The 25787-nt window shown below is 67.3% G+C and carries 26 protein-coding genes; 15 read left to right on the top strand and 11 right to left on the bottom strand.

Going from position 1 to position 25787, the window contains the following annotated elements; all coding sequences use genetic code 11:
* The first annotated feature begins 163 nt into the window (after nucleotides 1–163).
* Nucleotides 164–1741 (top strand): ABC transporter substrate-binding protein, encoded by a 1578-nt coding sequence (locus ACUTAF_RS22135; protein ID WP_445581977.1) that lies wholly within the window; start codon nucleotides 164–166, stop codon nucleotides 1739–1741.
* 18 nt (nucleotides 1742–1759) lie between these two features.
* Here ACUTAF_RS22135 and radC read toward each other — a convergent pair whose 3' ends face one another.
* Nucleotides 1760–2434 carry a RadC family protein gene (radC, locus tag ACUTAF_RS22130; RefSeq protein WP_445581976.1) on the bottom strand — a complete coding sequence of 225 codons (675 nt, stop codon included), beginning with the start codon at nucleotides 2432–2434 and terminating at the stop codon, nucleotides 1760–1762.
* A gap of 138 nt (nucleotides 2435–2572) precedes the next feature.
* On the opposite strand from radC, the gene coaBC reads away from it, so the two are divergent.
* The 4 genes from coaBC (at nucleotide 2573) to argB (ending at nucleotide 7785) form a co-directional block, all read left to right on the top strand.
* A complete protein-coding gene (gene coaBC / locus ACUTAF_RS22125) occupies nucleotides 2573–3781 on the top strand; it encodes a bifunctional phosphopantothenoylcysteine decarboxylase/phosphopantothenate--cysteine ligase CoaBC (RefSeq protein ID WP_445581975.1) in 1209 nt (402 codons plus the stop codon).
* 2 nt (nucleotides 3782–3783) lie between these two features.
* Nucleotides 3784–4239 (top strand): dUTP diphosphatase, encoded by a 456-nt coding sequence (gene dut, locus ACUTAF_RS22120; protein ID WP_445581974.1) that lies wholly within the window; start codon nucleotides 3784–3786, stop codon nucleotides 4237–4239.
* A gap of 1227 nt (nucleotides 4240–5466) precedes the next feature.
* Nucleotides 5467–6855: a phosphomannomutase/phosphoglucomutase gene (gene algC, locus ACUTAF_RS22115; RefSeq protein ID WP_445582492.1), complete on the top strand. Its 1389-nt coding sequence runs from the start codon at nucleotides 5467–5469 to the stop codon at nucleotides 6853–6855.
* 24 nt (nucleotides 6856–6879) lie between these two features.
* Nucleotides 6880–7785, top strand: coding sequence for an acetylglutamate kinase (gene argB / locus ACUTAF_RS22110; RefSeq protein WP_445581973.1), 906 nt, complete (start codon nucleotides 6880–6882; stop codon nucleotides 7783–7785).
* Nucleotides 7786–8095: 310 nt separating this feature from the next.
* On the opposite strand, the gene ACUTAF_RS22105 is transcribed toward argB, so the two are convergent.
* Together ACUTAF_RS22105 and pyrE are read right to left on the bottom strand one after the other, a co-directional pair.
* Nucleotides 8096–8698 (bottom strand): DUF4124 domain-containing protein, encoded by a 603-nt coding sequence (locus ACUTAF_RS22105; RefSeq protein ID WP_445581972.1) that lies wholly within the window; start codon nucleotides 8696–8698, stop codon nucleotides 8096–8098.
* A 19-nt stretch (nucleotides 8699–8717) separates the two neighbouring features.
* Complete coding sequence (gene pyrE, locus ACUTAF_RS22100; protein ID WP_445581971.1) at nucleotides 8718–9359, bottom strand: orotate phosphoribosyltransferase; 642 nt, start codon at nucleotides 9357–9359, stop codon at nucleotides 8718–8720.
* 81 nt (nucleotides 9360–9440) lie between these two features.
* Between pyrE and ACUTAF_RS22095 the strand changes: the two genes are divergently transcribed.
* On the top strand, nucleotides 9441–10220 hold the full coding sequence (locus ACUTAF_RS22095) for an exodeoxyribonuclease III (RefSeq protein WP_445581970.1): 780 nt from the start codon (nucleotides 9441–9443) through the stop codon (nucleotides 10218–10220).
* Nucleotides 10221–10274: 54 nt separating this feature from the next.
* Here ACUTAF_RS22095 and ACUTAF_RS22090 read toward each other — a convergent pair whose 3' ends face one another.
* Nucleotides 10275–10646, bottom strand: coding sequence for a DUF4870 domain-containing protein (locus ACUTAF_RS22090; RefSeq protein WP_445581969.1), 372 nt, complete (start codon nucleotides 10644–10646; stop codon nucleotides 10275–10277).
* 27 nt (nucleotides 10647–10673) lie between these two features.
* Nucleotides 10674–11393 (bottom strand): ribonuclease PH, encoded by a 720-nt coding sequence (gene rph, locus ACUTAF_RS22085; RefSeq protein WP_445581968.1) that lies wholly within the window; start codon nucleotides 11391–11393, stop codon nucleotides 10674–10676.
* Nucleotides 11394–11582: 189 nt separating this feature from the next.
* Between rph and ACUTAF_RS22080 the strand changes: the two genes are divergently transcribed.
* The 6 genes from ACUTAF_RS22080 to ACUTAF_RS22055 all read left to right on the top strand — a co-directional run bounded on the left by ACUTAF_RS22080 (nucleotide 11583) and on the right by ACUTAF_RS22055 (nucleotide 16964).
* Nucleotides 11583–12446, top strand: coding sequence for a YicC/YloC family endoribonuclease (locus ACUTAF_RS22080; protein WP_445581967.1), 864 nt, complete (start codon nucleotides 11583–11585; stop codon nucleotides 12444–12446).
* 52 nt (nucleotides 12447–12498) lie between these two features.
* Entirely contained in the window at nucleotides 12499–13119 is a 621-nt protein-coding gene (gene gmk / locus ACUTAF_RS22075; protein WP_445581966.1) for a guanylate kinase, read from the top strand.
* A gap of 94 nt (nucleotides 13120–13213) precedes the next feature.
* Nucleotides 13214–13477, top strand: coding sequence for a DNA-directed RNA polymerase subunit omega (rpoZ, locus tag ACUTAF_RS22070; RefSeq protein WP_003242550.1), 264 nt, complete (start codon nucleotides 13214–13216; stop codon nucleotides 13475–13477).
* Between the two features lie 60 nt (nucleotides 13478–13537).
* Entirely contained in the window at nucleotides 13538–15646 is a 2109-nt protein-coding gene (spoT, locus tag ACUTAF_RS22065; protein WP_445581965.1) for a bifunctional GTP diphosphokinase/guanosine-3',5'-bis pyrophosphate 3'-pyrophosphohydrolase, read from the top strand.
* Nucleotides 15647–15788: 142 nt separating this feature from the next.
* The gene (locus ACUTAF_RS22060; RefSeq protein ID WP_445581964.1) at nucleotides 15789–16169 is read left to right on the top strand and encodes a RidA family protein; all 381 of its coding nucleotides are present in this window, start codon (nucleotides 15789–15791) and stop codon (nucleotides 16167–16169) included.
* Between the two features lie 60 nt (nucleotides 16170–16229).
* A complete protein-coding gene (locus tag ACUTAF_RS22055) occupies nucleotides 16230–16964 on the top strand; it encodes a hypothetical protein (protein ID WP_445581963.1) in 735 nt (244 codons plus the stop codon).
* A 107-nt stretch (nucleotides 16965–17071) separates the two neighbouring features.
* Here the strand turns inward: ACUTAF_RS22055 and ACUTAF_RS22050 are convergent, their stop codons facing one another.
* The 3 genes from ACUTAF_RS22050 to ACUTAF_RS22040 form a co-directional block, all read right to left on the bottom strand.
* The gene (locus ACUTAF_RS22050) at nucleotides 17072–17692 is read right to left on the bottom strand and encodes a LysE family translocator (RefSeq protein WP_445581962.1); all 621 of its coding nucleotides are present in this window, start codon (nucleotides 17690–17692) and stop codon (nucleotides 17072–17074) included.
* Between the two features lie 69 nt (nucleotides 17693–17761).
* Complete coding sequence (locus ACUTAF_RS22045) at nucleotides 17762–18562, bottom strand: AraC family transcriptional regulator (RefSeq protein ID WP_445581961.1); 801 nt, start codon at nucleotides 18560–18562, stop codon at nucleotides 17762–17764.
* A complete protein-coding gene (locus ACUTAF_RS22040; RefSeq protein ID WP_445581960.1) occupies nucleotides 18563–19420 on the bottom strand; it encodes an NAD-dependent epimerase/dehydratase family protein in 858 nt (285 codons plus the stop codon). It lies immediately after the preceding gene.
* Between the two features lie 98 nt (nucleotides 19421–19518).
* On the opposite strand from ACUTAF_RS22040, the gene ACUTAF_RS22035 reads away from it, so the two are divergent.
* From ACUTAF_RS22035 to ACUTAF_RS22025, 3 genes are all read left to right on the top strand, one after another.
* Complete coding sequence (locus ACUTAF_RS22035; protein ID WP_445581959.1) at nucleotides 19519–20445, top strand: hydrogen peroxide-inducible genes activator; 927 nt, start codon at nucleotides 19519–19521, stop codon at nucleotides 20443–20445.
* 8 nt (nucleotides 20446–20453) lie between these two features.
* Nucleotides 20454–22529, top strand: a complete 2076-nt coding sequence (gene recG, locus ACUTAF_RS22030) for an ATP-dependent DNA helicase RecG (RefSeq protein ID WP_445581958.1) — start codon at nucleotides 20454–20456, stop codon at nucleotides 22527–22529.
* A gap of 90 nt (nucleotides 22530–22619) precedes the next feature.
* Complete coding sequence (locus ACUTAF_RS22025) at nucleotides 22620–24026, top strand: aminoacyl-tRNA deacylase and HDOD domain-containing protein (protein WP_445581957.1); 1407 nt, start codon at nucleotides 22620–22622, stop codon at nucleotides 24024–24026.
* A gap of 76 nt (nucleotides 24027–24102) precedes the next feature.
* Here the strand turns inward: ACUTAF_RS22025 and ACUTAF_RS22020 are convergent, their stop codons facing one another.
* From ACUTAF_RS22020 to ACUTAF_RS22010, 3 genes are all read right to left on the bottom strand, one after another.
* Nucleotides 24103–24855, bottom strand: a complete 753-nt coding sequence (locus tag ACUTAF_RS22020; RefSeq protein ID WP_445581956.1) for a hypothetical protein — start codon at nucleotides 24853–24855, stop codon at nucleotides 24103–24105.
* 81 nt (nucleotides 24856–24936) lie between these two features.
* Nucleotides 24937–25332 (bottom strand): helicase, encoded by a 396-nt coding sequence (locus ACUTAF_RS22015; RefSeq protein WP_445581955.1) that lies wholly within the window; start codon nucleotides 25330–25332, stop codon nucleotides 24937–24939.
* 145 nt (nucleotides 25333–25477) lie between these two features.
* On the bottom strand, nucleotides 25478–25750 hold the full coding sequence (locus ACUTAF_RS22010; protein WP_003242571.1) for an HU family DNA-binding protein: 273 nt from the start codon (nucleotides 25748–25750) through the stop codon (nucleotides 25478–25480).
* Nucleotides 25751–25787: the final 37 nt, after the last annotated feature.

Below are 25787 nucleotides of genomic sequence, written 5' to 3'. Positions count from 1 at the left end.
AAGCACAGGATAAAACACGCGGGGCGGACTGCCAGACCGGCCGGGGACCGAGCCCTCTGGGCTTGATCCATGCTCGACCATTCGTCGCCCGATGCGGTATTCATCTCCGGGCAAATCGACTAGGGTTGCAGCTTACGCCCATGCCGGGAACAAGGAGTTCACCATGCGCCTGCTGCTCGCCCTTCTGTTGTGCACCCCGATTCTGGCCCAGGCCGCGACCCTCAGCGTGTGCACCGAAGCCAGCCCGGAAGGCTTCGACGTGGTGCAGTACAACTCGCTGACCACCACCAACGCCTCGGCCGACGTGCTGATGAACCGCCTGGTGGAGTTCGACGCCGAACAGGGCAAGCTGCTGCCGAGCCTGGCGCGCAGCTGGTCGATATCGGCAGACGGCCTGGTCTACGACTTCCAGTTGCGCGACGACGTGCGCTTCCACCAGACCGCCGACTTCAAGCCCACTCGCCCGCTGAACGCCGACGACGTGCTGTTCAGCTTCCAGCGCATGCTCGACCCGGCGCACCCCTGGCATGCGCTGGCCACCAGCGGCTATCCGCATGCCCAGTCGATGCAGTGGCCGAGCCTGATCGCCAAGCTCGAGGCGCCGGACGCGCACAGCCTGCGCATCACCCTCAATCGCCGCGACGCCACCTTCCTCGCCACCCTGAGCATGGGCTTCGCCTCCATCTACCCGGCCGAGTATGCCGCCCAGTTGCTGGCTGCCGGCACCCCGGAGAAGCTCAACAGCGCCCCGGTGGGCAGCGGCCCGTTCGTCTTCGAACGCTTCCAGAAAGATGCCGTGGTGCGCTACCGCGCCAACCCCGAGTACTTCGCCGGCGCGCCCGGCGTCGAGCGGCTGATCTTCGCCATCACTCCGGACAGCAACGTGCGCCTGCAGAAGCTGCGCCGCGGCGAATGCCAGATCGCCCTGTCGCCCAAGCCGCAGGACGTGCAGGCCATCGCCGGCGAGACCAAGCTAAAGAGTGCGCAGACCGCGGCCTTTATGACCGCCTTCGTCGGCATCAACAGCCAGCACCCGCCGCTGGACAAGCCGCAGGTGCGCCAGGCGATCAACCTCGCCTTCGACAAGGCCAGCTACGTCAAGGCGGTGTTCGAAGGCAGCGCCGAGGCGGCCAGCGGGCCTTATCCGCCGAATACCTGGAGCTATGCCGACGAGCTGCCCGGCTACGCCCATGACCCGGCCAAGGCCCGCGCCCTGCTGGCCGAAGCCGGCCTGGGAGGCGGTTTCAAGACCACCATCTGGACCCGGCCGAGCGGCAGCCTGCTCAACCCCAACCCCAGCCTCGGCGCCCAGCTGCTGCAGGCCGACCTGGCCAAGGTTGGCATCGCCGCCGAAATCCGGGTGATCGAATGGGGCGAGCTGATCCGCCGCGCCAAGGCCGGCGAGCACGACCTGCTGTTCATGGGCTGGGCCGGCGACAACGGCGACCCGGACAACTTCCTCACCCCGCAGTTCGCCTGCGCCTCGGTCGAGTCGGGTCTCAACTTCGCCCGCTACTGCGATCAGACGCTGGACAAGCTGATCGCAGATGGCAAGGCCAGCAGCGAGCAGGCCGAGCGCAGCCGTCTGTATCGCGAAGCGCAGAAGATCATCCAGCAACAGGCGCTGTGGCTGCCGCTGGCCCACCCTACCGCCTTCGCCCTGCTCAGCGCCAAGGTCGAGGGCTACAAGGTCAGCCCCTTTGGCCGGCAGGACTTCGCCAAGGTCAACCTGGCGCAATAAGGCATAGGGCGGGTCCCGCTATATCCAGCCCAGCTCGGCCATCGACAACGGTTCGCCGTCGCCGACGATGAAGTGATCGAGCACGCGCACGTCCACCAGGGCCAGGGCGTCCTTGAGGCGCTGGGTCAGCACCCGGTCGGCCTGGCTCGGTTCGGCGACGCCCGATGGGTGGTTATGGGTGAGGATCAGCGCGGCGGCGTTGTGCGCCAGGGCGCGCTTGACCACCTGCCGCGGATAGACGCTGGCGCTGTCGATGCTGCCGTGAAACAGCGCCTCGAAGGCCAGCACGCGGTGCTTGGCATCGAGAAACAGGCAACCGAATACCTCGTGCGGCTCGTGGCGCAGCAGCGCCTTGAGGTAGTCGCGCACCGCCTGCGGGCTCTCCAGCGCCGAGTCGCGACGCAGCTGCTCGGCCAGATGCCGGCGGGCCATCTCCAGCACCGCCTGCAGCTGCGCGTACTTGGCCGGCCCCAACCCCAGGTGCTGGCTGAAACTGGCCAGATCGGCCTGCAGCAGCGCGCGCAGGCTGCCGAACTCGGCCAGCAGCTGGCGCGCCAGATCCACCGCACTTTTACCGGCCACGCCGGTGCGCAGAAAGATCGCCAACAGCTCCGCATCGGTCAGCGCCGCCGCGCCCTGAGCCAGTAGTTTCTCCCGCGGACGCTCCGCCGCGGGCCAATCGCGAATGCTCATGCCACCTCCCTGTCCGAGCCAGGCGCCGCTGCTCCGCTGCGGGCGCTGTGCTATCGTAGCCCATCTTTTCACACGGGGCCGGCCAGGGGAGGCGTTGGCCCCGTGGCGCACATCCACCTGTATATAAAAGGCAGGCCTATGCAGCGGCTGTATCGCAAACGCATCATCGTCGGCGTCGGTGGCGGCATCGCCGCCTACAAGAGCGCCGAGCTGGTGCGCCGACTCAAGGACCAGGGCGCCGAAGTGCGGGTGGTGATGACCCAGGGCGGGCGCGAGTTCATCACCCCGCTGACCCTGCAGGCCCTCTCCGGCCACCCGGTGCACCTCGATCTGCTCGACCCCGCCGCCGAGGCGGCCATGGGCCATATCGAACTGGCTCGCTGGGCCGACCTGGTGCTGATCGCCCCGGCCACCGCCGACCTGATCGCCCGCCTGGCCCAAGGCGTGGCGGACGACCTGCTGACCACCCTGGTGCTGGCCACCGATGCTCCCATCGCCCTGGCCCCTGCGATGAACCAGGCGATGTGGCGCGACGCCGCCACCCAGGCCAACCTCGAACTGCTGCAAAACCGCGGCATGCGCCTGTTCGGCCCGGCCGCCGGCGTCCAGGCCTGCGGCGACGTCGGCCTCGGTCGCATGCTGGAGGCCGAGCAACTGGCGCAGCTGGCTGCCGACAGCTTCCAGCGCCAGGCGCTGGACGGCCTGCATATCCTGATCACCGCCGGGCCGACCCAGGAAAACATCGACCCGGTGCGCTACATCACCAACCACAGCTCCGGCAAGATGGGCTTCGCCCTGGCCGAAGCTGCCGCCGAGGCCGGCGCGCGGGTGACCCTGGTCAGCGGCCCGGTGCACCTGCCGACGCCGGACCGGGTCAGCCGCATCGACGTGGTCAGCGCCCGCGACATGCTCGCCGCCTGCGAAGCGGCGATGCCCTGCGACGTACTGATCGCCGCCGCCGCAGTGGCCGACTACCGCCCGGAAGTGGTGGCGCCGCACAAATTGAAGAAAGACCCGGCCAGTGGCGAGGGCATGCTCCTGCAAATGGTGCGCAATCCGGATATCCTCGCCACCATCGCCAGCCGCGCCGACCGCCCGTTCAGCGTCGGCTTCGCCGCAGAAACCGAGAACCTGCTGGAATACGCCTCGCGCAAGCTGCGCGACAAGAACCTCGACCTGATCGTCGCCAACGACGTGGCCAATCCCAGCATCGGCTTCAACAGCGAGGAAAACGCCATCACCGTGATCGACCGCGAGCTGCAGCAGAGCAGCTTCGCCCAGACCAGCAAGGGCAAGATCGCCCGCCAGTTGATCACCCTCATCGCCGACCGCCTGCACAAGAACTGACCATGCACGCCCTACAAGCCAAGATTCTCGACCCACGCCTCGGCCGCGACTTCCCGTTGCCGCAATACGCCACCCCGGGCTCCGCCGGCCTCGATCTGCGCGCCATGCTCGATGCGGACCTGGTGCTCGAACCGGGCCAGACCGTACTCCTTCCCACCGGCCTGTCGATCTATATCGGCGACCCGGGCCTGGCCGCGCTGATCCTGCCACGCTCGGGCCTCGGCCACAAACATGGCATCGTCCTCGGCAACCTGGTCGGCCTGATCGACTCGGACTACCAGGGCGAGCTGATGGTGTCCTGCTGGAACCGCGGGCAGACGCCCTTCACCATCGCCATCGGCGAGCGCATTGCGCAACTGGTACTGGTGCCGGTGGTGCAGGCGCATTTCGAACTGGTCGATGCGTTCGACGAGAGCCAGCGCGGCGCCGGTGGCTTCGGCCATTCCGGCAGTCACTGAGCCGAATCCATCCACAGGACGACCCGCCCGAGGAGCACCGCCGTGAAACTCTTCAAGCGCACCGCCAAGGAAGCCGACACCCCGCTGGCTGCAGCGCCATCGCGCAAGAGCAGGGCGTTCGGCCCGCTGCTGCCCGGCCTGCTCGCCGCCAGCCTCGGTATCGGCGCCGGCTGCGCCCTGCTCTGGGTCGCCCAGGACAATAGCGACAGAACGCGCCAGGCCGAGCTGGTCCAGGCCATCGGCGGCAGCCAGGCCGCCGCGGTGCAGCAGGCGCTACGCCAACTGCAGGCAGATGGCCTCGCTGCGGCGCGCAACCCCGAATTGCTCCAGGCCCTGCAGAGCGGCGACGGCCAGCAGCTGCGCGAGGCCGAGCGGCGCCTGGGCTACCGCGACGGCGTGATCGACGCCCACCTCAACCGCCGCGGCGAAGCGGTGCAGAACCGCAGCCGCCCGGCGCCGATGAACTTCGCCGGGCTGGACATGCTGCGCCGCGCCGAGAGCGGCCAGCAGCCGGCGGTGGAAGCCTACAGGATCGACGAGCGCTGGCTGGCCTACAGCGTCGTGGCACTGCGCCAGAGCGACAATCAGCCAGCGCTGGGCACCCTGCTGCTGGCCGTCGACCTGCAGCGCCTGCTCGCCAGCCTGCCACCATTGCCGCCCGAACTGGGCCAGCTGCAACTGGTGCAGCAGTTCGCCAAAACCCCGGCACAGGTGCTGCTGCAGCGTGGCCAGGATGCGGCCGGCGCGGCGCACAGCTTCGCCACCGGCAATCCCAACTGGACGCTCAGCTTCAGCCCCGGCCCGGGCCTGGTCGGCGGCGGCATCTCACCAGCCCTGTTCGGCCTCGCCGCGCTGCTGGCACTGAGCGGCGCGCTGATCGGCCTGATGCTGCTGCAAGCCGCCCAGCAGCGCCGCCTGCTCGGCGATGCGCAGCAGCTCGGGCAGATGCTCAAAGAACTCTCCGCCGGAAAAGCCGTCAAAGCCATCAGCCTGAGCCTGCCAGCACTGGACAGCCTCGCCCAGAGCCTGGCGCGCTTGCCCAGGCGGAACAGTGAGACGAGCAACCCGGTCACGGCCGATGCAGTAACCCCGGCGCCAGCCGCCAAGCCCGGCAGCAAAGCTGCCGAACTGGTCGATCCGCTGTTCCAAGACACCGATATCCTCGATATCGACATTCTCGATGAAGACCAGGATCTCCTGGGACTGGAGCAGACATCCGCCATGAGCATGACCCAAAGTGCCCCGAGCCTACCCGCCGACATCTTTCGCGCCTATGACATCCGCGGGGTGGTCGGCGACAGCCTGACCGCCGACTACGCCTACTGGATCGGCCGCGCCATCGGTTCGCAGAGCCTGGCCCAGGGCGAGCCCAACGTCATCGTCGGCCGCGACGGCCGCCTGTCCGGCCCCGAACTGCTGCAGCAGCTGGTGCAGGGCTTGCTCGACTGCGGCTGCCAGGTCACCGACATCGGCATGGTACCGACCCCGGTGGTGTATTTCGCCGCCAATGTACTGGAAGGCCGCTCTGCGGTGATGCTCACCGGCAGCCACAACCCGCCGGACTACAACGGCTTCAAGATCGTCATCGCCGGCGACACCCTGGCCAACGAACAGATCCAGGCGCTCAAGGCGCGCATCGACAACAACGACCTGGCCAGCGGTGTCGGCAGCGTGCAGCAGGTCGACGTGCTGGAGCGCTACTTCACCACCATTCGCGACGACATCGCCCTGGCCAGGCCGCTCAAGGTGGTGGTCGACTGCGGCAACGGCGCCGCCGGGGTGATCGCCCCGCAGCTGATCGAAGCCCTGGGCTGCAGCGTGATTCCGCTGTATTGCGAGGTGGACGGCACCTTCCCCAACCATCATCCGGACCCGGGCAAGCCGGAGAACCTCAAGGACCTGATCGCCCGGGTCAAGGCGGAAAACGCCGACCTCGGCCTGGCCTTCGACGGCGACGGCGACCGCGTCGGCGTGGTGACCAACACCGGCACCATCGTCTACCCCGACTGCCTGCTGATGCTGTTCGCCAAGGACGTGGTGGCACGCAACCCCGGCGCCGACATCATCTTCGACGTCAAGTGCACCCGCCGCCTAACGCCGCTGATCAGCGGCTACGGCGGTCGCCCGGTGATGTGGAAGACCGGCCACTCGCTGATCAAGAAGAAGATGAAGGAGACCGGCGCCCTGCTGGCCGGCGAGATGAGCGGGCACATCTTCTTCAAGGAGCGCTGGTACGGCTTCGACGACGGCATCTACGCCGCCGCGCGCCTGCTGGAGATCCTCAGCCTGGACAAGCGCGACACCGAGCAGGTGTTCAACGCCTTCCCCAGCGACGTGTGCACCCCGGAGATCAATATCCAGGTGACCGAGCAGAGCAAGTTCCCGCTGATCGAGCGCCTGCAGCGCGAGGCCCAGTGGGGCGAAGCCAACCTGACCAGCATCGATGGCGTGCGCGTCGACTATCCCAAGGGCTGGGGCCTGATCCGCGCATCCAACACCACGCCGGTGCTGGTACTGCGCTTCGAGGCCGACAGCGAGGACGAGCTGGCGCGCATCCAGGACGTGTTCCGTGGCCAGCTGAACAAGCTCGCCCCCGACCTGCAACTTCCCTTTTGACCGATTTTTTCCAGGAGCCCCCGCATGACCCTCGAGCGTGACGCCGCCGCCCAGGTTGCCAAGGTACTGTCCGAAGCCCTGCCCTATATCCGCCGCTTCGTCGGCAAGACCCTGGTGATCAAGTACGGCGGCAACGCCATGGAAAGCGAGGAGCTCAAGCAGGGCTTCGCCCGCGACATCGTGCTGATGAAGGCCGTCGGCATCAACCCGGTGGTGGTGCACGGCGGCGGCCCGCAGATCGGCGATCTGCTCAAGCGCCTGAGCATCGAAAGCCACTTCGTCGACGGCATGCGCGTCACCGACACCGCCACCATGGACGTGGTGGAGATGGTGCTCGGCGGCCAGGTCAACAAGAGCATCGTCAACCTGATCAACCAGCACGGCGGCAGCGCCATCGGCCTGACCGGCAAAGATGCCCAACTGATCCGCGCCAAGAAGCTCAAGGTGACCCGGCAGACGCCGGAGATGACCCAGCCGGAAATCATCGACATCGGCCACGTCGGCGAGGTCACCGGGGTCAACATCGAGCTGCTCAACATGCTGGTGCACGGCGACTTCATCCCGGTCATCGCGCCCATCGGCGTCGGCCCGGACGGCGAATCCTACAACATCAACGCCGACCTGGTGGCCGGCAAGGTGGCCGAGGCGCTGAAGGCCGAGAAGCTGATGCTGCTGACCAATATCGCCGGCCTGATGGACAAGCAGGGCGAAGTGCTCACCGGCCTGACCACCGAGCAGGTCGATGCCCTGATCGCCGACGGCACCATCTACGGCGGCATGCTGCCGAAGATCCGCTGCGCCCTGGAAGCGGTGCAGGGCGGCGTGCACAGCGCGCATATCGTCGACGGTCGGGTGCCCAACGCGGTGCTGCTGGAGATCTTCACCGACAGCGGCGTCGGCACCCTGATCACCAACCGCAAGCGTCCGTAACCAGCGGCCGCTCCGCGTAATACCGCTCACCCAAGGCCCGCGCCCTGCTCCCTCTCCCATTTATGGGCGAGGGGACCGATCGCGGCCATCCGATGCTGACGCGGCCGCCTGATGCCTCTCTGCCTCCGGGAGACGCCCGCTGGGATGCAAGAGACCAACGCCGGGGGCCAGCAGGGCCGATGAGGGCAATGCAAGCGCATCGTCGCACCCCAGGTGGCAGCGCCGATCCGGCGCGACGGTGAAAGACGCCCACGCGCAGCGCTGCCGGTCTGGCTGCGGGGAACGATCAGGGGGCTTGCGGCGCCCGCGTCTAGGGCTTGGCCTTGGGCTCGCCAAACAACTCGGCCAGGCGCGCGCGATCGGCGGCGAAACCGGCCTCGGCATCCTTGCGCACCTGCCGATAGCGGGCGATATCGCGCAGCAGGCGCTGCTGTTCATCCTTGAGATTGTTGATCTGAAGCAGCAGGTTGGCCGGCACTTCGCGCCCGGCCCGCTCGTACTCGGCGGCCTGGCCCTGCAGGTTGGCCTGCTGGGTGCGCACCGACTGCAGATTGCCACGCGCCACGCTGCTCACCCCGTCGATTTCGGCGAGCTTGCGCTCGCGGGCGCGGTCGACGTCCTCAAGACTGCTGTACAGGCGCAGCAACTGCGCATCGCTGCTGGCGCGCGCCTTGTCCGCCTGCATGCGTGCGTATTCCTCGGCGGTCGGCGCGGGCGGTATCACCCGCAGCACGCGACCCTGGTCATTGAGCACCTCATAGCCCCTGCCGATGAACTGCGGCGGCACACCCTGGCGACTGAGCACCGTCACGCCCTTGTCGTCGACGTAGCGATACAGCTCGGTGGCCACGCCCGCCAACGGCAGCAGCAGACTCAGCAGCAGCGTACAGCGGGTCAGGAGCGGCTTGGGCATGACGAGAGATACCTTGTGCTTAGATTCCGTACTCGGCGCGATAGGCTTGCACAGCCGGGAGATATTGTTTGAGTTCGCCATCGTCCGCCAGGTATTCCAACACCTGCTCGAGTGACACGATGCTCACCACCGGCATGCCGAAGTCGCGCTCGACTTCCTGGATCGCCGACAGCTCGCCCTGGCCGCGCTCCTGGCGATTCAGCGCGATCAGCACGCCGGCGGCCCGGGCGCCCTGGCCCTGGATGATCTGCATCACCTCGCGAATGGCGGTGCCGGCGGTAATCACGTCGTCGACGATCAGCACGCGACCGGCCAGCGGCGCACCGACCAGGGTGCCACCCTCGCCGTGGTCCTTGGCTTCCTTGCGGTTGAAGCACCAGGGCAGGTCGCGGCCGTGATGCTCGGCCAGCGCCACCGCGGTGGTCGCCGCCAGGGGAATACCCTTGTAAGCCGGGCCGAACAGCACATCGAAGTCGATGCCACTGTCGACGATGGCGGCGGCATAGAAGCGCCCCAACTGGGCCAGCGCCAGGCCGCTGTCGAACAGGCCGGCATTGAAGAAATAGGGGCTGGTGCGCCCGGACTTGAGGGTGAACTGACCGAAACGCAGGACCCCGCGTTCAATGGCAAAACGGATGAATTCGCGCTGGTACGCTTGCATGAAAAAGTCCCGAACGGCACGGATTTAGCTAATTGAGATGAGCTCGGGTATCATACACGCACGTGTTTTTGGGGGCCATTTATGCGGATCATCAGTGTGAACGTGAATGGTATTCAGGCTGCGGCCGAGCGAGGACTGCTCAGCTGGTTGCAAGCCCAGAATGCCGACGTGATCTGCCTGCAGGACACCCGAGCCTCCGCCTTTGAAATGGACGACCAAGCCTTCCAGTTGGATGGTTATTTCCTCTATGCATGCGATGCTGAAGTGCCCAGCCAAGGTGGCGTGGCACTCTATTCGCGTTTGCAACCCAAGGCGGTGATCAGCGGCCTCGGCTTCGAGATGGCCGATCGCTACGGGCGCTACCTGCAGGCAGATTTCGACAAGGTAAGTATCGCCAGCCTGCTCCTGCCAACCGGCCGGGACGGCGACGAGAGCTTGAATCAGAAATTCAAGTTCATGGACGACTTCACCCATTACCTGGACAAGCAACGGCGCAAGCGTCGCGAGTACATCTACTGCGGCTCGCTGCACGTGGCACATCAGAAGCTGGACGTGAAGAACTGGCGCGACTGCCAGCAGTCGCCGGGCTTCCTCGCACCCGAGCGCGCCTGGCTGGACGAGGTGATCGGCAGCATGGGCTATGTCGACGCCCTGCGCGAAGTCAGCCGCGAAGGCGACCAGTTCAGCTGGTGGCCGGACAGCGAGCAGGCGGAGATCCTCAACCTGGGTTACCGCTTCGACTACCAGCTGCTCACCCCGGGCATGCGCCGCAGCGTGCGCACCGCGCGCCTGCCGCGCCAGCCTCGCTTCTCCCGGCATGCGCCGCTGATCGTCGACTACGACTGGATTCTCAGCGTCTGATCGACAGACAGAAAAAAGCCGGCATCGCGCCGGCTTTTTTGTACCTGTCGCCGACTACTTCACCAGGCGCCAGGCGAAGGGATAGCGGTAGGCCTGACCTTCGTTGGCCTTGATCCCGGCGATGATGGTCAGCACCAGCGCGGCGACGCCCACCAGCACCAGCAGCGGGAAACCGATGATCACCACCATCAGCATGAAGCAGACGACCGCCGCCAGCGCCACGCTGATCTGGAAGTTCAGCGCCTCCTTGCCCTGGGCGTCGACGAAGGGGTCGAGATCCTTCTTGATCTGCCAGATGATCAGCGGCCCGAGCAGGTTGCCGAAGGGGAACACCAGCCCGAGAAAGGCGGCGAAATGGCAGAACATCGCCCACTGGCGGGCTTCCTGACTGGGCGTCGGAACCGGGTTTTGCAGGTCGTCGCTCATGATGCTGCTCCTTGCTCTGGGAAAGTGTCAGTCGGCCAAGGCAGCCCGCTGCAACTCGAAGATCTCGTTCATGCCCTGCTGCGCCAGCGCCAGCATGGCGTTGAATTCGTGCGGCTGGAACGGCGCGCCCTCGGCGGTGCCCTGCACCTCGATGAAGCCGCCGGCGTTGGTCATCACCACGTTGAGGTCGGTCTCGGCGGCCGAATCCTCCAGATAGTCGAGATCCAGCACCGGCTCGCCCTGATACATGCCCACCGACACCGCGGCGATCATCTGCTTGAGCGGCTCGCCCTTCAGCGCGCCGCGCTTCTTGAGGATCTTCAGCGCGTCGATCAGCGCGACCATGGCGCCGGTGATCGAGGCGGTGCGGGTACCGCCATCGGCCTGGATCACGTCGCAGTCGACGTACAGGGTATTCTCGCCCAGCTTGCTCATGTCCAGCGCGGCGCGCAGCGAACGGCCGATCAGGCGCTGGATCTCCAGGGTACGGCCGCCCTGCTTGCCGCGGCTGGCCTCGCGCTGGTTACGCTCGCCGGTGGCGCGCGGCAGCATGCCGTACTCGGCGGTCAGCCAACCCTGACCCTGGCCCTTGAGGAAACGCGGCACGCCGGACTCGACGCTGACCGTACAGATCACCTTGGTGTCGCCGAATTCCACCAGCACCGAACCCTCGGCGTGCTTGGTGTAGTTGCGGGTGATGCGGATCGAGCGCAACTGATCGGCGGCGCGGCCACTGGGACGTTTCATCGAGCGATACCTACTTCATAAAGGGAAAACAGCCCGCATTATAGGGGGCCACCGGGCGGGGCGACACGGCGAATTGGCTGCGACCGACGTAACGCCCCCTGCTGCCTCTGCAACACCAGCGAATGAAATGGGAACGGCCCCTGGGCTACAATCGCCCGCCTTTCGAGCCGACTTTCCGAGAGGTACCCCATGGTTCACAGCATGACGGCCTTCGCCCGCCGCGAGCAGGCGACCGCGCACGGCACCCTGAGCTGGGAGCTGCGCTCGGTCAACCACCGTTACCTGGAACCACACCTGCGCCTGCCGGACGCCTTCCGCGACCTCGAGGGCGCGCTGCGCGAAGCCCTGCGCCAGGGCCTGTCGCGCGGCAAGGTGGAGTGCACCCTGCGCTTCGCCGAGGAAACCGGCGGCCAGCAGCTGCAGGTCGACGACGAACGCGCCCGCCAGCTGATCGCCGCCGCCGAGCAGGTCGCCGCGCTGATCCGCCAGCCGGCGCCGATCAACCCGCTGGAGGTGCTGGCCTGGCCAGGGGTACTGGTGGCCGATAGCGCCGACCCGCAGGCACTCAATGCGGCCGCCCTGAGCCTGTTCGACCAGGCGCTGGGCGAGCTCCGGACCGGCCGCGCGCGCGAAGGCGCGGAACTGGCCAAGCTGCTCAATGAGCGCCTGGACGCCATCCTCGCCGAGGTCGCCGCGCTGCGCGAGCTGGTGCCGCAGATGCTGGCCAACCAGCGCGCCAAGATCGAGACACGCTTCGCCGAGTTGCAGGCCGAACTGGACCCGCAGCGCCTGGAGCAGGAGCTGGTGCTGCTGGCGCAGAAGAGCGACGTCGCCGAGGAGCTGGATCGCCTGAGCACCCATGTCAGCGAGGTGCGCCGGGTGCTCAAGGCCGGCGGCGCCGCCGGCCGGCGCCTGGATTTCCTCATGCAGGAACTCAACCGCGAGGCCAACACCCTCGGCTCCAAGGCCTTCGATCCGCGCAGCACCCAGGCGGCGGTCAACCTCAAGGTTTTGATCGAGCAGATGCGCGAACAGGTGCAGAACATCGAATAACGCCGACACCACGGCTGCTACTCTTCGTCCAACGATTTTCCAGGATGCTTCCATGGCCATTACCACCGGCACCCTCTACATAGTTTCCGCGCCCTCCGGCGCCGGCAAGACCAGTCTGGTCAAGGCGCTGGTCGACAGCGAGGCGCAGATTCGCGTATCGGTGTCGCACACCACCCGCGCCATGCGTCCGGGCGAGGTGGACGGGGTCAACTATCACTTCGTCGACCATGAGCGCTTCAACGCCATGCTCGAGCGCAGCGAGTTCCTCGAGCATGCCCGGGTCTTCGACAACCTCTACGGCACCTCGCAGAAATGGGTCGAGCAGACCCTGGCCGAGGGCTTCGACCTGATTCTGGAGATCGACTGGCAGGGCGCCGAGCAGGTGCGCCGGCTGATGCCGCAGGCCAAGTCGATCTTCATCCTGCCGCCGACCCAGGAGGCCCTGCGCCACCGCCTGACCAACCGCGGCCAGGACAGCGGCGAGATCATCGAACGGCGCATGCGCGAGGCGGTCAGCGAGATGAGCCATTACGTCGAGTTCGACTACCTGGTGATCAACGACGACTTCGCCCACGCCCTGAGCGATCTCAAGGCGATCTTCCGCGCCAACCAGCTGCGCCAGGAGAGCCAGCAGCAGCGCCATGCCGGCCTGCTCGGCGAGTTGCTGGCATAAAACAGCGCTTCCATTGTCGCTGGTGATTTTTTAGACTATTCAGTCCGCTCGCCCGCTCGGGCCAAGCCTATCCGCACAAGTTACGAGGAACACCATGGCTCGCGTTACCGTCGAAGATTGCCTGGACAACGTTGATAACCGCTTCGAACTGGTCATGCTCGCGACCAAGCGTTCGCGCCAGCTGGCTACCGGCGGCAAGGAGCCGAAGGTTGCCTGGGAAAACGACAAGCCCACCGTGGTCGCCCTGCGCGAAATCGCCGCTGGCCTGGTGGACTACGAAGTGGTCGCCCAGGAAGACATCGTCGAAGAAGAACCGCTGTTCGCCGCCTTCGAGGAAGAGGCCAACGAGCCTCTGTAAGTCGATGAAGCCGGGTCGAAGTCGCTCGAGGCATACAGCCAGTCATCCGGGGAGCATCCCATGGCCGGCATAGACGCTCTCGCCGATCGGCTTTCGACCTACCTCGGCCATGACCAGGTCAACCTGGTCCGCCGCGCCTACTTCTACGCCGAACAGGCGCACGATGGCCAGCGCCGCCGCAGCGGCGAAGCCTACGTGACCCACCCGCTGGCCGTGGCCAGCATCCTCGCCGACATGCACATGGACCATCAGAGCCTGATGGCCGCCATGCTGCACGACGTGATCGAAGACACCGGCATCGCCAAGGAAGCGCTCAACTCGCAGTTCGGCGAGACCGTGGCCGAACTGGTCGACGGGGTCAGCAAGCTGACCCAGATGAACTTCGAGACCAAGGCCGAGGCACAGGCCGAGAACTTCCAGAAGATGGCCATGGCCATGGCCCGCGACATTCGCGTGATCCTGGTCAAGCTCGCCGACCGCCTGCACAACATGCGCACCCTCGATGCCATGCCGCACGAGAAGAGCCGGCGCATCGCCAAGGAAACCCTGGAGATCTACGCCCCCATCGCCAACCGCCTGGGCATGCACGCCATGCGCGTGGAGTTCGAGGACCTCGGTTTCAAGGCGATGCATCCGATGCGCTCCGAGCGCATCCGCGCCGCCGTGCGCCGCGCCCGCGGCAACCGCAAGGAGATCGTCAACAAGATCGAGGAGTCGATCAAGGCCTGCCTGCAGCGCGAGGGCATGGACGGCGAGGTGATCGGCCGCGAGAAGCACCTGTACAGCATCTATCAGAAGATGCGCGGCAAGCGTAAGGCATTCAACGAGATCATGGATGTCTACGCCTTCCGCATCATCGTCGACAAGGTCGACACCTGCTACCGCGTGCTCGGCGCCGTGCACAACCTGTACAAGCCCTTGCCCGGCCGCTTCAAGGACTACATCGCGATACCCAAGGCCAACGGCTACCAGTCGCTACACACCACGCTGTTCGGCATGCACGGCGTGCCCATCGAGATCCAGATCCGCACGCGCGAGATGGAAGAGATGGCCAACAACGGCATCGCCGCGCACTGGCTGTACAAGTCCAACGAGGACGAAGTGCCCAAGGGCAACCACGCCCGCGCGCGCCAGTGGGTCAAGGGCGTGCTGGAACTGCAGCAGCGCGCCGGCAACTCGCTGGAATTCATCGAGAGCGTGAAGATCGACCTGTTCCCCGACGAGGTCTACGTGTTCACGCCCAAGGGGCGCATCATGGAGCTGCCGAAGGGCTCCACCGCGGTGGACTTCGCCTATGCGGTGCATACCGACGTCGGTAACACCTGCATCGCCTGCCGCATCAACCGCCGCCTGGCGCCGCTGTCGCAGGCGCTGGAAAGCGGTTCGACGGTGGAAGTCGTCACCGCCCCGGGCGCACGACCCAATCCGGCCTGGCTCAATTTCGTGGTCACCGGCAAGGCGCGCACCCATATCCGTCACGCGCTCAAGCAACAGCGTCGCTCGGAATCGATCAGCCTCGGCGAGCGCCTGCTGAACAAGGTGCTGGCCAGCTTCGACAGCCACCTGGAAAAGATTCCTGCCGAACGGGTGCAGGCAGTGCTCGGCGAATACCGCCACGAGGTCATCGAGGATCTGCTGGAGGACATCGGCCTGGGCAACCGCATGGCCTATGTGGTGGCGCGACGCCTGCTGGCGGACAGCGGCGACGCCCTGCCGAACAGCGAAGGGCCGCTGGCCATTCGCGGCACCGAGGGCCTGGTGCTGAACTATGCCAAGTGCTGCACGCCGATTCCGGGCGACCCCATCGTCGGCCACCTGTCGGCCGGCAAGGGCATGGTGGTGCACCTGGAAAGCTGCCGCAACATCAGCGAAATCCGCCACAACCCGGAGAAGTGCATCCAGCTCAACTGGGCCAAGGATGTCGCCGGCGAATTCAACGTCGAACTGCGCGTCGAGCTGGAGCACCAGCGCGGCCTGATCGCCCTGCTGGCCAGCAGCGTCAACGCCGCCGACGGCAACATCGAGAAAATCAGCATGGACGAGCGCGACGGCCGCATCAGCGTGGTGCAGCTGGTGGTCAGCGTGCATGACCGCGTCCACCTGGCCCGGGTGATCAAGAAACTGCGCGCGATCAAGGGCGTGATGCGCATCACCCGTGTGCGCGCCTAACGGCAGCGACAAATCTCGAGCTGCAAGCGACAAGCATTAGCCGGTTTCTTGAGCCTGCCATTTGCAGCCTGTAGCCTGACAACCGCCTTTATCCGCAGCTTGAGGCCCAGCGCCTGAGGCTGCCTTTTCCAAGGAGCGATTCATGAGCAAGACCGTCATCACCAGCGACAAGGCCCCCGCCGCCATCGGCACCTACTCCCAGGCGATCAAGGCCGGCAACACCGTCTACATGTCCGGGCAGATCCCGCTGGACCCGGTCAGCATGGAGCTGGTCGAAGGCTTCGAGGCGCAGACCGTGCAGGTGTTCGAGAACCTCAAGGCGGTTGCCGAAGCCGCCGGAGGCTCGTTCAAGGACATCGTCAAGCTGAACATCTTCCTCACCGACCTCTCCCATTTCGCCAAGGTCAACGAAGTCATGGGCCGCTACTTCGAGCAGCCCTACCCGGCCCGCGCCGCCATCGGCGTGGCCGCCCTGCCGCGCGGCGCGCAGGTGGAAATGGACGCTGTTCTGGTTCTGGAATAAGTCCCGCGGCGGGGCCCGGTGCCCCGCCCCTCTTCCTTTCCCCGAGCATGGAGATCGCCCATGCGCCTGTTTTCCCTGCTGCTGTGCGGCGCCCTGCTCACCGGCTGCGCTAGCCCCCCGCCCGACGATCCGGGCGGCACCTGGATCAACCAGGCCGCCATCGATGCGGCGCGCGAAAGCGGACGCCTGCGCGAGGCGCTGCTGGCCTATGGGCCGAACCTCGAATGGCAGATCCACCCCGAGCGCCAGCAGGCCAGCTACAGCAACGGCTTCGAACTGGTCGAGGGCCGCCTGCAGGCCGTCGGTGCTGGCCAGTGGCAGGTGACGTTCTACGGCGACTACGAGGAACAGCTGCGCCTGCAGGGCGACCAGCTGACCCAGGTAGCCAGCGGCTACTGGCCCGAGCAGCGCTTCGCCCGGGCGCCGACGCGCGGCGACGAGCAGGCGCCGCTGGGCAGCAGCTTCGAGCAGGCGTTGTACCGCGACTATCTGGGCGGCGACTGGCTGATCGAAGAAGGCCAGGGACAGGGCGGCCTGGTGCGCTTCATCGACAATGGCCAGGTCCAGGGCCTGCCCGGCGCCGAGCGTTTCGCCCTGTGCCTGGCCGGCGATTGCGCGGCCATGAGCGGCGAGCACGACAGCCTGTGGCTGCAGGCCGGCGACCAGGGCAGTCCCTGGCTGTTCGTCCACGAGGGCAATCGGCTGCGCATCTTCGAAGCGCACAACCGCGCCCAGTTCGACGAGATGCCCGAGTACCAGCCCGGACCGCAGCGCTGGCTGCTCAAGCGGCGCTAGCTGGCGCAAGGCTCTGCCGCGGCAAGGATGTCCCCCGCAGCCCGGGTGCAATCCAGGACTATGGCGGCAGTCGATGCCCGGATTGCATCCACACCAGCCGCCCGCCTTCAGCCCAAAGCCCCCAGCAACAGCCAGCTGCCCAGCGCCAGCAGCATCGCCCCGCAACCCCGGTCCAGCCAGCGCACCCGGCGCTGCAGCCAGCCGCGCCAGCGTCGCCGGCCGAGCAGACGCACCAGCGCCAGATCCCACAGCCAGACCACCAGGGTCATCCAGGCCATGACCAGGACCAGCCCCCAGACCGGCATGGCCGCCTCGCGCAGCACGCCGAACAAGCCGGCATAGAACAGCGCCAGCTTGGGATTGAGGCTGCTGGCCAGCAGCCCCTGGCGCAGCCCGCGCCACCAGCTGCCGGCCGTCGCCTGCGGCCCCGACGGCAATTGCAGGTCACGCCGCGACAGCAGGGCCTGCATACCGATCCAGGCGAAGTAGGCGCCGCCCAGGGCCTGCAGCACCTGCCAGAAGCCGGCGCCCTGCCCCGGCAGCAGGCCCAGGGCAAGCAACACCAGCAGCATGCTCAGCAGATTGGCCAGGGCTATCCCGGCGGCGCAGCCATCGGCCTGCTGCCGGCCTTCGCCCAGGGCCGTACGAATCAGCAGGAAGAAGTCCGGCCCCGGCGACAGCAGGGCGGCGAAATGGGTGCTGGCCACCAGCACGAACAAGGCAAACATCGACAGCGACCTCCGGCAAGCAGGGCAATCAGTTTCCTGATGGCCCTGCGCCGGGGTCTTGGAGAAAACTCAGGTTAGCGCGCTGCGGCGGAACTGCCCGGGGGTGACGCCGGTGAAGCGCTTGAAGGTGCCGGCGAAATGCGCCTGATCGTAGAAACCCAGGCTCAGAGCCACCTCCAGCGGCGTCTGCCAGCTCAGCAGCAGGCGCTTGGCTTCGCGCACGCGGCGCTGCAGCAGGTAGGTGTGCGGTGGTACGCCATAGGCGCGGCGAAAGGCCTCGATCAGGTGGCGCGGATGACGCTGAACCAGGCCGGCCAACTGCTCCAGGCTGACCGCCTCGGCATAATGCGCCTCGAGATAGTCACGCACCCAGGCGATCACCCCGCCGTCGCGCGGCGCCGAGCGGGCCGCGCGTAAGCCGCCGTGGCGGACGAATACCAGCTCCAGCACGGCCAGCAGTTCGCTCTCCAGGCTCAAGGCGTCGCCGCGTTCGAACTCCGCCGCCAGGCGCGCCAGGCCAGCCGCGACCTGGCCGTCGTCGTCCGGATTAAGGCGGCGAAAGCCGTCGGGCAGGCGCTTGCGCCCGAGCAGCGCCGGCAGCCGCGACTCCTCGACATAGAGCATGCGGTAGACCAGCCGGGCCGACTCGGCGTGGCCGGTGTGCGGCTCCTGCGGGTTCATCAGCGACAGGGTGCCGGCCGGCAAAGCGTGGCGCTGGCCACGGCACTGGTAGCCGCCGACGCCCGCCAGAATGGCGCCGATGGCGAAGGCATCGTGGCTGTGACGGCCGAACGCCTGTCCGGAGAAGTCGGCGTGGAACAACTCCACGCCCGGCAGCCAGGGCTTGGCCAGCAAACGATTGGCGTTCACCTAGCGCCCCGCCAGGATCGCCGCATAGCCCTCGCGGTAGCTCGGGTACTGCGGCGTCCAGCCCAGCGCGCGGGCGCGCGCGTTGCTGCAGCGCTTGCTGCCGGCGCGGCGTATGCACTGCTCATCGCTCCAGTGGCTGACACCCAGCTGCCCGCGCAGCCAAGCCACCACCTCGTGCAGCGGCGCCGGCTCGTCGTCGACGCCCAGGTAGCAGTCGGCCAGGGCCTCGCCACGGGCATCGGCCTGCAGCAGGGCGGCCAGCAGGCCGGCGGCGTCCTCGACATGGATGCGGTTGGCGTACAGCGGCGGCTGCTCGCTGACCCGATAGCCCTGGCGCACCTGATTGAGCAGCGCCTCGCGCCCCGGGCCGTAGAGACCGGTCAGGCGCACCGCCGTGGCCGGCAGACCGCTATCGATCGCCAGCCGCTCGGCCTCGCGCATGATCCGCGCCGAGTAGCTCTGTGCCTCGGCCGGCGAGTCCTCGTCGATCCACTGCCCGTCCTGCTGGCCGTACACCCCGCTGCTGGAGGCGAACAGCAGGCGCCGCGGTCGCTGGCCGTGTTGCGCCAGCCAGGCCAGTACGTGGCGCAGGCCGTCGACGTAGGCGGCACGGTAGCCGGCCTCGTCGCGCTGGCTGGCGGTCGCGCAGTACAGCAGGTAATCCAGCTCGCCCTGCGGCCAGGCCGCCGGGCAACTATCTGCGAGCAGGTCGCCGGCGACCGGCTCGATGGCCCGCGGCAGCGCCGCCACGCTGCGACGCAGGCCATGCACCCGCCAGCCGGCGGCGGCCATGCGCAGACCGAGGCGGGTACCGACGTCGCCGCATCCGGCGATCAGCAGGTTGTTGCAGGCGGGCATGCGGTTCTCCCCGTTATTTGTGCGAAGGCGCAGTGTAGCCCGGTTGGTTCGTCTCAATGCAAAGGCTATGCTTGTCGGCAACTTAATGGATAAACACTATGACCCTCACCGAACTGCGCTACATCGTCACCCTCGCCCAGGAACAGCATTTCGGCCGCGCCGCCGAGCGTTGCCACGTCAGCCAGCCGACCCTGTCGGTCGGGGTGAAGAAGCTGGAGGACGAGCTCGGCGTGCTGATCTTCGAACGCAGCAAGAGCGCGGTGCGCCTGACCCCGGTCGGCGAAGGCATAGTCACCCAGGCGCAGAAGGTGCTGGAGCAGGCCCAAGGCATCCGCGAACTGGCCCAGGCCGGCAAGAACCAGCTGACCGCGCCGCTGAAGATCGGCGCCATCTATACCGTCGGCCCCTACCTGTTCCCGCACCTGATCCCGCAGCTGCACCGGGTCGCCCCGGACATGCCGCTGTACATCGAGGAGAACTTCACCCATATCCTGCGCGACAAGCTGCGCACCGGCGAGCTCGACGCGATCATCATCGCCCTGCCGTTCCAGGAAGCCGACGTGCTGACCAAGCCGCTGTACGACGAACCCTTCTACGCCCTGCTGCCGGCCGGCCATCCCTGGGCGGCGATGGACAGCATCGATACCAAGATGCTCAACGACAAGAGCCTGCTGCTGCTCGGCGAGGGCCACTGCTTCCGCGACCAGGTGCTCGAAGCCTGCCCCAGCCTGCGCAAGGGCGGCGACGACCACGCCAAGCACACCACGGTCGAATCCAGCTCGCTGGAGACCATCCGCCATATGGTCGCCTCCGGCCTGGGCGTGTCGATCCTGCCGTTCTCCGCGGTAGACAGCCATCACTATGCCCCCGGGGTAATTGAGGTGCGCCCGCTCAGTGCACCGGTACCCTTCCGCACCGTGGCCATCGCCTGGCGCGCCAGCTTCCCGCGGCCCAACGCCATCGAGGTGCTGGCCGACTCCGTGCGCCTGTGCTCGGTGGCTCGTCCGCAGGTCAAGAGCGCCTGAGGCCCGCGGTGAGCGAACTGGCGGCGGTTTCCGTCACCGCGCTCAAGGGCGTGGGCGCGGCCCTGGCCGAGAAGCTGGCCAAGGTCGGCCTGGAAAACCTGCAGGACGTGCTGTTCCACCTGCCGCTGCGCTACCAGGATCGCACCCGCATCACCCCCATCGGCGCGCTGCGCCCCGGACAGGACGCGGTGGTCGAAGGCGTGGTCGCCGGCGCCGACGTGGTCATGGGCCGTCGGCGCAGCCTGCTGGTGCGCCTGCAGGACGGCAGCGGCACTCTCTCCCTGCGCTTCTTTCACTTCAGCCAGGCGCAGAAGGACGGCCTCAAGCGCGGCACGGCGCTGCGTTGCTACGGCGAGGTGCGCCCCGGTGCCACCGGCCTGGAGATCTACCACCCGGAATACCGCGCACAGAGCGGCGCCGAGCCGGCGCCGGTGGAACAGAGCCTGACCCCCATCTACCCGAGCACCGAGGGCCTGACCCAGCAGCGCCTGCGCCAGCTCAGCCAGCAGGCGCTGGCGCGCCTGGGGCCGCGCAGCCTGCCGGACTGGCTGCCCGCCGAGCTGGCCCGCGACTACCGCCTGGCGCCGCTGGACGAGGCTATCCGCTACCTGCATCGACCGCCGCCGGATGCCGACCTGGAAGAACTTGCCGAGGGCCGCCACTGGGCCCAGCACCGCCTGGCGTTCGAGGAGCTGCTGACCCATCAGCTGTCGCTGCAGCGCCTGCGCGAGCAGGTGCGCGCGCAGCAGGCGCCGGCGCTGCCGCCGGCGCAGAAACTGCCGCAGCAGTACCTGCACAACCTGGGCTTCGCCCCCACCGGCGCGCAGCAGCGGGTCGGCGCCGAGATCGCCTACGACCTGGCCCAGAACGAGCCCATGCTACGCCTGGTGCAGGGCGACGTCGGCGCCGGCAAGACGGTGGTCGCCGCGCTGGCCGCGCTGCAGGCGCTGGAGGCCGGCTACCAGGTGGCGCTGATGGCGCCCACCGAAATCCTCGCCGAGCAGCATTTCCTCAACTTCAGCAAATGGCTGCAGCCGCTGGGCATCGAGGTCGCCTGGCTGGCCGGCAAGCTCAAGGGCAAGGCACGCGCCGCGGCGCTGGCGCAGATCGCCGGCGGCGCGCCGATGGTGGTCGGCACCCATGCGCTGTTCCAGGACGAGGTGCAGTTCAAGCGCCTGGCGCTGGTGATCATCGACGAGCAGCATCGCTTCGGTGTGCAGCAACGCCTGGCCCTGCGCCAGAAAGGCATCGACGGCCGCCTTTGCCCGCACCAGCTGATCATGACCGCGACCCCCATACCCCGAACGCTGGCGATGAGCGCCTACGCCGACCTGGACACCTCGATCCTCGACGAGCTGCCGCCCGGGCGCACCCCGGTCAATACCCTGGTGATCGCCGACAGTCGCCGCCTCGAGGTGATCGAGCGGGTCCGCGCCGCCTGCCGCGAGGGTCGCCAGGCCTACTGGGTGTGCACCCTGATCGAGGAGTCCGAGGAGCTCACCTGCCAGGCCGCCGAGACCAGTTTCGAGGAGCTTTCCGCGGCGCTGGGCGAGCTGCGCGTCGGCCTGATCCACGGGCGCATGAAGCCGGCCGAGAAGGCCGCGGTGATGGACCAGTTCAAGCGCGGCGAGTTGCAGCTGCTGGTGGCCACCACGGTGATCGAAGTCGGCGTCGACGTGCCCAATGCCAGCCTGATGATCATCGAGAACCCGGAAAGACTGGGCCTGGCCCAGCTGCACCAGCTGCGTGGGCGGGTCGGTCGTGGCAGCGCCGCCAGCCACTGCGTGCTGCTCTATCATGCGCCGCTGTCGCAGCTGGGCCGCGAGCGCCTGGCCATCATGCGCGAGACCTGCGACGGCTTCGTCATCGCCGAGAAGGATCTGGAACTGCGCGGCCCCGGGGAAATGCTCGGCACCCGCCAGACCGGTCTGCTGCAGTTCAAGGTCGCCGATCTGATGCGCGACGCCGACCTGCTGCCGGCGGTGCGCGACGCCGCGCAGGCGTTGTTGGAACATTGGCCGCAACACGTGGCTCCATTATTAGAACGCTGGTTGCGCCACGGCCAGCAATACGGTCAAGTGTGAAGCAGATCACATGGCGACCGTCGCCACCAACCTTTGCGCAGATACCCGCTGGTTATACTCCGGGCAGACGCGCCAACGCCGGATACCGATATGACTGATGCAGCCCTCGCTCCCAACGCCACCGCGCAGCCGCCGGCGGTGATCCTGCAGTTGCTGGACAAGCTCGCCATACCCTACCGCGTCTGCGCCGAGCGCCCCGAGCTGCCGGCGGACGCGCGCCTGCTGGCGGTGCTGCTGGAAGACGCCGTCGGCGCACTGCTGGTGCTCTACCCGCGCAGCCAGTTGCTCGATCTGGGCCGCCTGGCCGAGCTCACCGGGCGCCAGCTGACAGCGGTCAAGCCCGAGCGCCTCGAGCGCATGCTCGGCAAGCACAGCCTGGCCCTGCTGCCCGGCCTGCCGCCATTGACCAGCTCGCCCTGCCTGTACGAGGAACGCCTGCTGCAGGTGCCCAACCTGCTGGTGGAGTCCGGCCAGCCCGGCGTGCTCCTGGAGATCCCCACCGAGGCCTACAAGACGCTGCTGAGCAAGGCCAGCGCGGCGCGCTTCGGCCAGCCGGTGAGCGCGATCAAACTCAACCTCGACCGCCCCGCCGACGACCGCGCCGAGATCACCCAGGCGGTGCAGGCCTTCACCGCCCGACGCATCCAGCAGCGCCTGGAGGAGACCATCGAGATTCCGCCGCTGCCGGAAACCGCGCAGAAGATCATCAAGCTGCGTGTCGATCCGGACGCCTCCGTGGACGACATCACCGGGGTGGTGGAGACCGACCCGGCGCTGGCCGCCCAGGTGGTCAGCTGGGCGGCCTCGCCCTACTACGCCGCACCCGGCAAGATCCGCTCGGTGGAGGACGCCATCGTCCGCGTGCTGGGCTTCGACCTGGTGATCAACCTGGCCCTCGGCCTGGCCCTGGGCAAGACCCTGAGCCTGCCCAAGGATCAGCCACAACATGCCACCCCCTACTGGCAACAGGCGATCTATACCGCCGCGGTGATCGAGGGCCTGACCCGCGCCATGCCCCGCGCGCAGCGCCCGGAAGCGGGCCTGACCTACCTCGCCGGACTGCTGCACAACTTCGGCTATCTGGTCCTGGCACACGTTTTCCCACCGCATTTCTCGCTGATCTGCCGCCACTTGGAGGTCAACCCGCATCTCAGCCACAGCCATATCGAACAGCACCTGCTGGGCATCAGCCGCGAGCAGATCGGCGCCTGGCTGATGCGCCACTGGGACATGCCGGACGAGCTGGCCTGCGCCCTGCGCTTCCAGCACGATCCGGGCTACGCCGGCGACAATGCCGCCTTCGCCAACCTGATCTGCCTGGCCGTCAGCCTGCTGCGCAATCGCGGCATCGGCGCCGGGCCGCGGGAAGCCATTCCCGATGAGCTGTTCGAAGCACTCGGCATCAGCCAGGACAAGGCCGAGGACGCGGTGAACAAGGTGCTGGACGCCGAGGTGGCGCTGCGCGAACTGGCGGCGCAGTTCCAGCACCCGCACTGACTCCTGGCATAGGCCGCCTGACGGGCAGGTAGCGGGCATGGCGCCCCGTACCGATGCAGCCCGCCAACGCCCGCGGCTATGGCGTGTCTGCCTGCCGGCGCAGCAGCTCGCGCCGCTCGCCGAACAGTTGCGGTAACGTCTCCAGGCTGGCAGAGAGCAGCCGGCTGATATCGGGGTGTTCATAGAGCGCGGCGTATTCGGCCAGCTGGTCGCTGGGCATCTGTCGGTAGGCATAGAGCATGAAGGATTCCACCGCTTGCGCGCTGGACTGGCGGATGCTCTCGGCCTGGCGCCGGGTCTGCGCCTGCAGCTCGGCCTCGTCGAGGTTCTCGCCGCGCGCCAGTAGCGCCAGCAAGGCCTGGGTCTTGCCCACCTCATAACGCAGCAGGCTGGCCAGGGCGGTGGTGCGCGCCGCGGCATCCAGACGCCGGACCAGCTGCAGACGCACGCCGCGCGGCGGCTGCTGGACGAGGCGTCGGCGGTATTCGGCCAGACCTTGCGGCTGCTCGCCCACCGCGCGCTCGGCGGCGCTGAAGCGTCGGGCCAGCGGACTGTCGAGGCGCTGTCGGGCCTGCGCCAGTCGCGTGGCATCGAACCGGACGCTGATCCGCTTGGCCAGATCCAGGCACAGCGCCTCTCCGGCGAACAACTGACCCAGACGCTCCCGCTCGGCCGGCGCCTGGCCGCGCTGCACCAACGGCGCGCTCTGTTCGCAGAGCAGGTGGATACCGGCGAGCTCGAACAGCGGCAACAGCGCTGGCGGCGCAACCGCTTCGGCTCTGGCCGCAGCGGCCGCCAACAACAACAAGGACAACAGCAATGGACGCATGGTCGGCTTTCCGCGAGGGCGTCGCAGGCAGCCTAGCCAAAGCCAAGCGCAGCAGCCAGCGCCGCCACGCCAGCGTGAGCCTCAGGCGGCCTTCTTCGGCACCTCGGCCTGCTTCTTCGGTTTCAGGTACTTGGTCAACCCCTGGAACCACATGACCAGCGCCGGATTGCCCTGGATCTGGATGTCCTTGTTCTGGATGCCCTGCATGAACGCCAGCTGCTTGTTCTTCGCGGTCAGGGTGGCGAAGCCGTAGGCGGCGTCCTTGAAGCCCAGGGCGAAGGCCGGTTCGCTGACCGTGCCACGCTTGCTGCGGATGCGCTGGCCCGCGACGATGAAGTGGCGCGCCACCTTGCCATCCAGGCTGTGCAGCTGGAACACCAGGTCGCGGCCTTCTAGCTGCTGGCGAAAGGCGGGATTGTCGCGGCTGGCCTTGGCCATGAGCCGGCCCAGCATCCACAGGAGAAAACGAAATTTCATGCACAGGCCTCGCGATCGAAGATGATGGCCGCGCATTGTAGTGACTTTCCGCCAGGACTACAGCCTGTCGAAAGCTCGGTCGATACCGCGTAGGTGCCCCCGAGAAAGGAAGAGGCCCGGAGCCGGGCGGCCCCGGGCGGCAGACTCAGTTGACCGCATCCTTGAGGGACTTGCCCGGCTTGAAGGCGACGGTATTGCTGGCCTTTATCTTCACCGGCTGGCCGGTTTGCGGGTTCTTTCCGGTGCGGGCGCCACGGTGGCGCTGGACGAAGGTACCGAAGCCCACCAGGGTCACACTGTCCTTGCGGTTCAGTGCACCGGTGATTTCTTCCAGTACGGCGTTGAGGACGCGATTGGCTTGATCTTTGGTCAGATCCGCCTTCTCGGCGATGGCGGCGGCGAGTTCCGGTTTACGCATAAATGCCTCTTTGACGGTTTTTTGTTGTTGTGTCCGT

It is taken from the genome of Pseudomonas sp. SP16.1 (genome assembly GCF_052682975.1).
Note: the sequence above shows the minus strand (reverse complement) of the source record. Positions and strands in the feature narration are given on the sequence as shown.

What these genes read in the sequence shown, in the direction of transcription:
- ACUTAF_RS22055 (WP_445581963.1), top strand. Translation starts at nt 16,230, where the DNA reads ATGCGCCTGTTTTCCCTGCTGCTGTGCGGCGCCCTGCTCACCGGCTGC.
- coaBC (WP_445581975.1), top strand. Translation starts at nt 2,573, where the DNA reads ATGCAGCGGCTGTATCGCAAACGCATCATCGTCGGCGTCGGTGGCGGC.
- ACUTAF_RS22105 (WP_445581972.1), bottom strand. Translation starts at nt 8,698, where the DNA reads ATGCCCAAGCCGCTCCTGACCCGCTGTACGCTGCTGCTGAGTCTGCTG.
- rph (WP_445581968.1), bottom strand. Translation starts at nt 11,393, where the DNA reads ATGAAACGTCCCAGTGGCCGCGCCGCCGATCAGTTGCGCTCGATCCGC.
- ACUTAF_RS22025 (WP_445581957.1), top strand. Translation starts at nt 22,620, where the DNA reads ATGACTGATGCAGCCCTCGCTCCCAACGCCACCGCGCAGCCGCCGGCG.
- argB (WP_445581973.1), top strand. Translation starts at nt 6,880, where the DNA reads ATGACCCTCGAGCGTGACGCCGCCGCCCAGGTTGCCAAGGTACTGTCC.
- ACUTAF_RS22060 (WP_445581964.1), top strand. Translation starts at nt 15,789, where the DNA reads ATGAGCAAGACCGTCATCACCAGCGACAAGGCCCCCGCCGCCATCGGC.
- algC (WP_445582492.1), top strand. Translation starts at nt 5,467, where the DNA reads ATGACCCAAAGTGCCCCGAGCCTACCCGCCGACATCTTTCGCGCCTAT.
- ACUTAF_RS22010 (WP_003242571.1), bottom strand. Translation starts at nt 25,750, where the DNA reads ATGCGTAAACCGGAACTCGCCGCCGCCATCGCCGAGAAGGCGGATCTG.
- ACUTAF_RS22015 (WP_445581955.1), bottom strand. Translation starts at nt 25,332, where the DNA reads ATGAAATTTCGTTTTCTCCTGTGGATGCTGGGCCGGCTCATGGCCAAG.
- spoT (WP_445581965.1), top strand. Translation starts at nt 13,538, where the DNA reads ATGGCCGGCATAGACGCTCTCGCCGATCGGCTTTCGACCTACCTCGGC.
- ACUTAF_RS22090 (WP_445581969.1), bottom strand. Translation starts at nt 10,646, where the DNA reads ATGAGCGACGACCTGCAAAACCCGGTTCCGACGCCCAGTCAGGAAGCC.
- ACUTAF_RS22020 (WP_445581956.1), bottom strand. Translation starts at nt 24,855, where the DNA reads ATGCGTCCATTGCTGTTGTCCTTGTTGTTGTTGGCGGCCGCTGCGGCC.
- rpoZ (WP_003242550.1), top strand. Translation starts at nt 13,214, where the DNA reads ATGGCTCGCGTTACCGTCGAAGATTGCCTGGACAACGTTGATAACCGC.
- ACUTAF_RS22080 (WP_445581967.1), top strand. Translation starts at nt 11,583, where the DNA reads ATGGTTCACAGCATGACGGCCTTCGCCCGCCGCGAGCAGGCGACCGCG.
- ACUTAF_RS22050 (WP_445581962.1), bottom strand. Translation starts at nt 17,692, where the DNA reads ATGTTTGCCTTGTTCGTGCTGGTGGCCAGCACCCATTTCGCCGCCCTG.
- ACUTAF_RS22035 (WP_445581959.1), top strand. Translation starts at nt 19,519, where the DNA reads ATGACCCTCACCGAACTGCGCTACATCGTCACCCTCGCCCAGGAACAG.
- gmk (WP_445581966.1), top strand. Translation starts at nt 12,499, where the DNA reads ATGGCCATTACCACCGGCACCCTCTACATAGTTTCCGCGCCCTCCGGC.
- ACUTAF_RS22135 (WP_445581977.1), top strand. Translation starts at nt 164, where the DNA reads ATGCGCCTGCTGCTCGCCCTTCTGTTGTGCACCCCGATTCTGGCCCAG.
- ACUTAF_RS22040 (WP_445581960.1), bottom strand. Translation starts at nt 19,420, where the DNA reads ATGCCCGCCTGCAACAACCTGCTGATCGCCGGATGCGGCGACGTCGGT.
- ACUTAF_RS22095 (WP_445581970.1), top strand. Translation starts at nt 9,441, where the DNA reads ATGCGGATCATCAGTGTGAACGTGAATGGTATTCAGGCTGCGGCCGAG.
- pyrE (WP_445581971.1), bottom strand. Translation starts at nt 9,359, where the DNA reads ATGCAAGCGTACCAGCGCGAATTCATCCGTTTTGCCATTGAACGCGGG.
- radC (WP_445581976.1), bottom strand. Translation starts at nt 2,434, where the DNA reads ATGAGCATTCGCGATTGGCCCGCGGCGGAGCGTCCGCGGGAGAAACTA.
- dut (WP_445581974.1), top strand. Translation starts at nt 3,784, where the DNA reads ATGCACGCCCTACAAGCCAAGATTCTCGACCCACGCCTCGGCCGCGAC.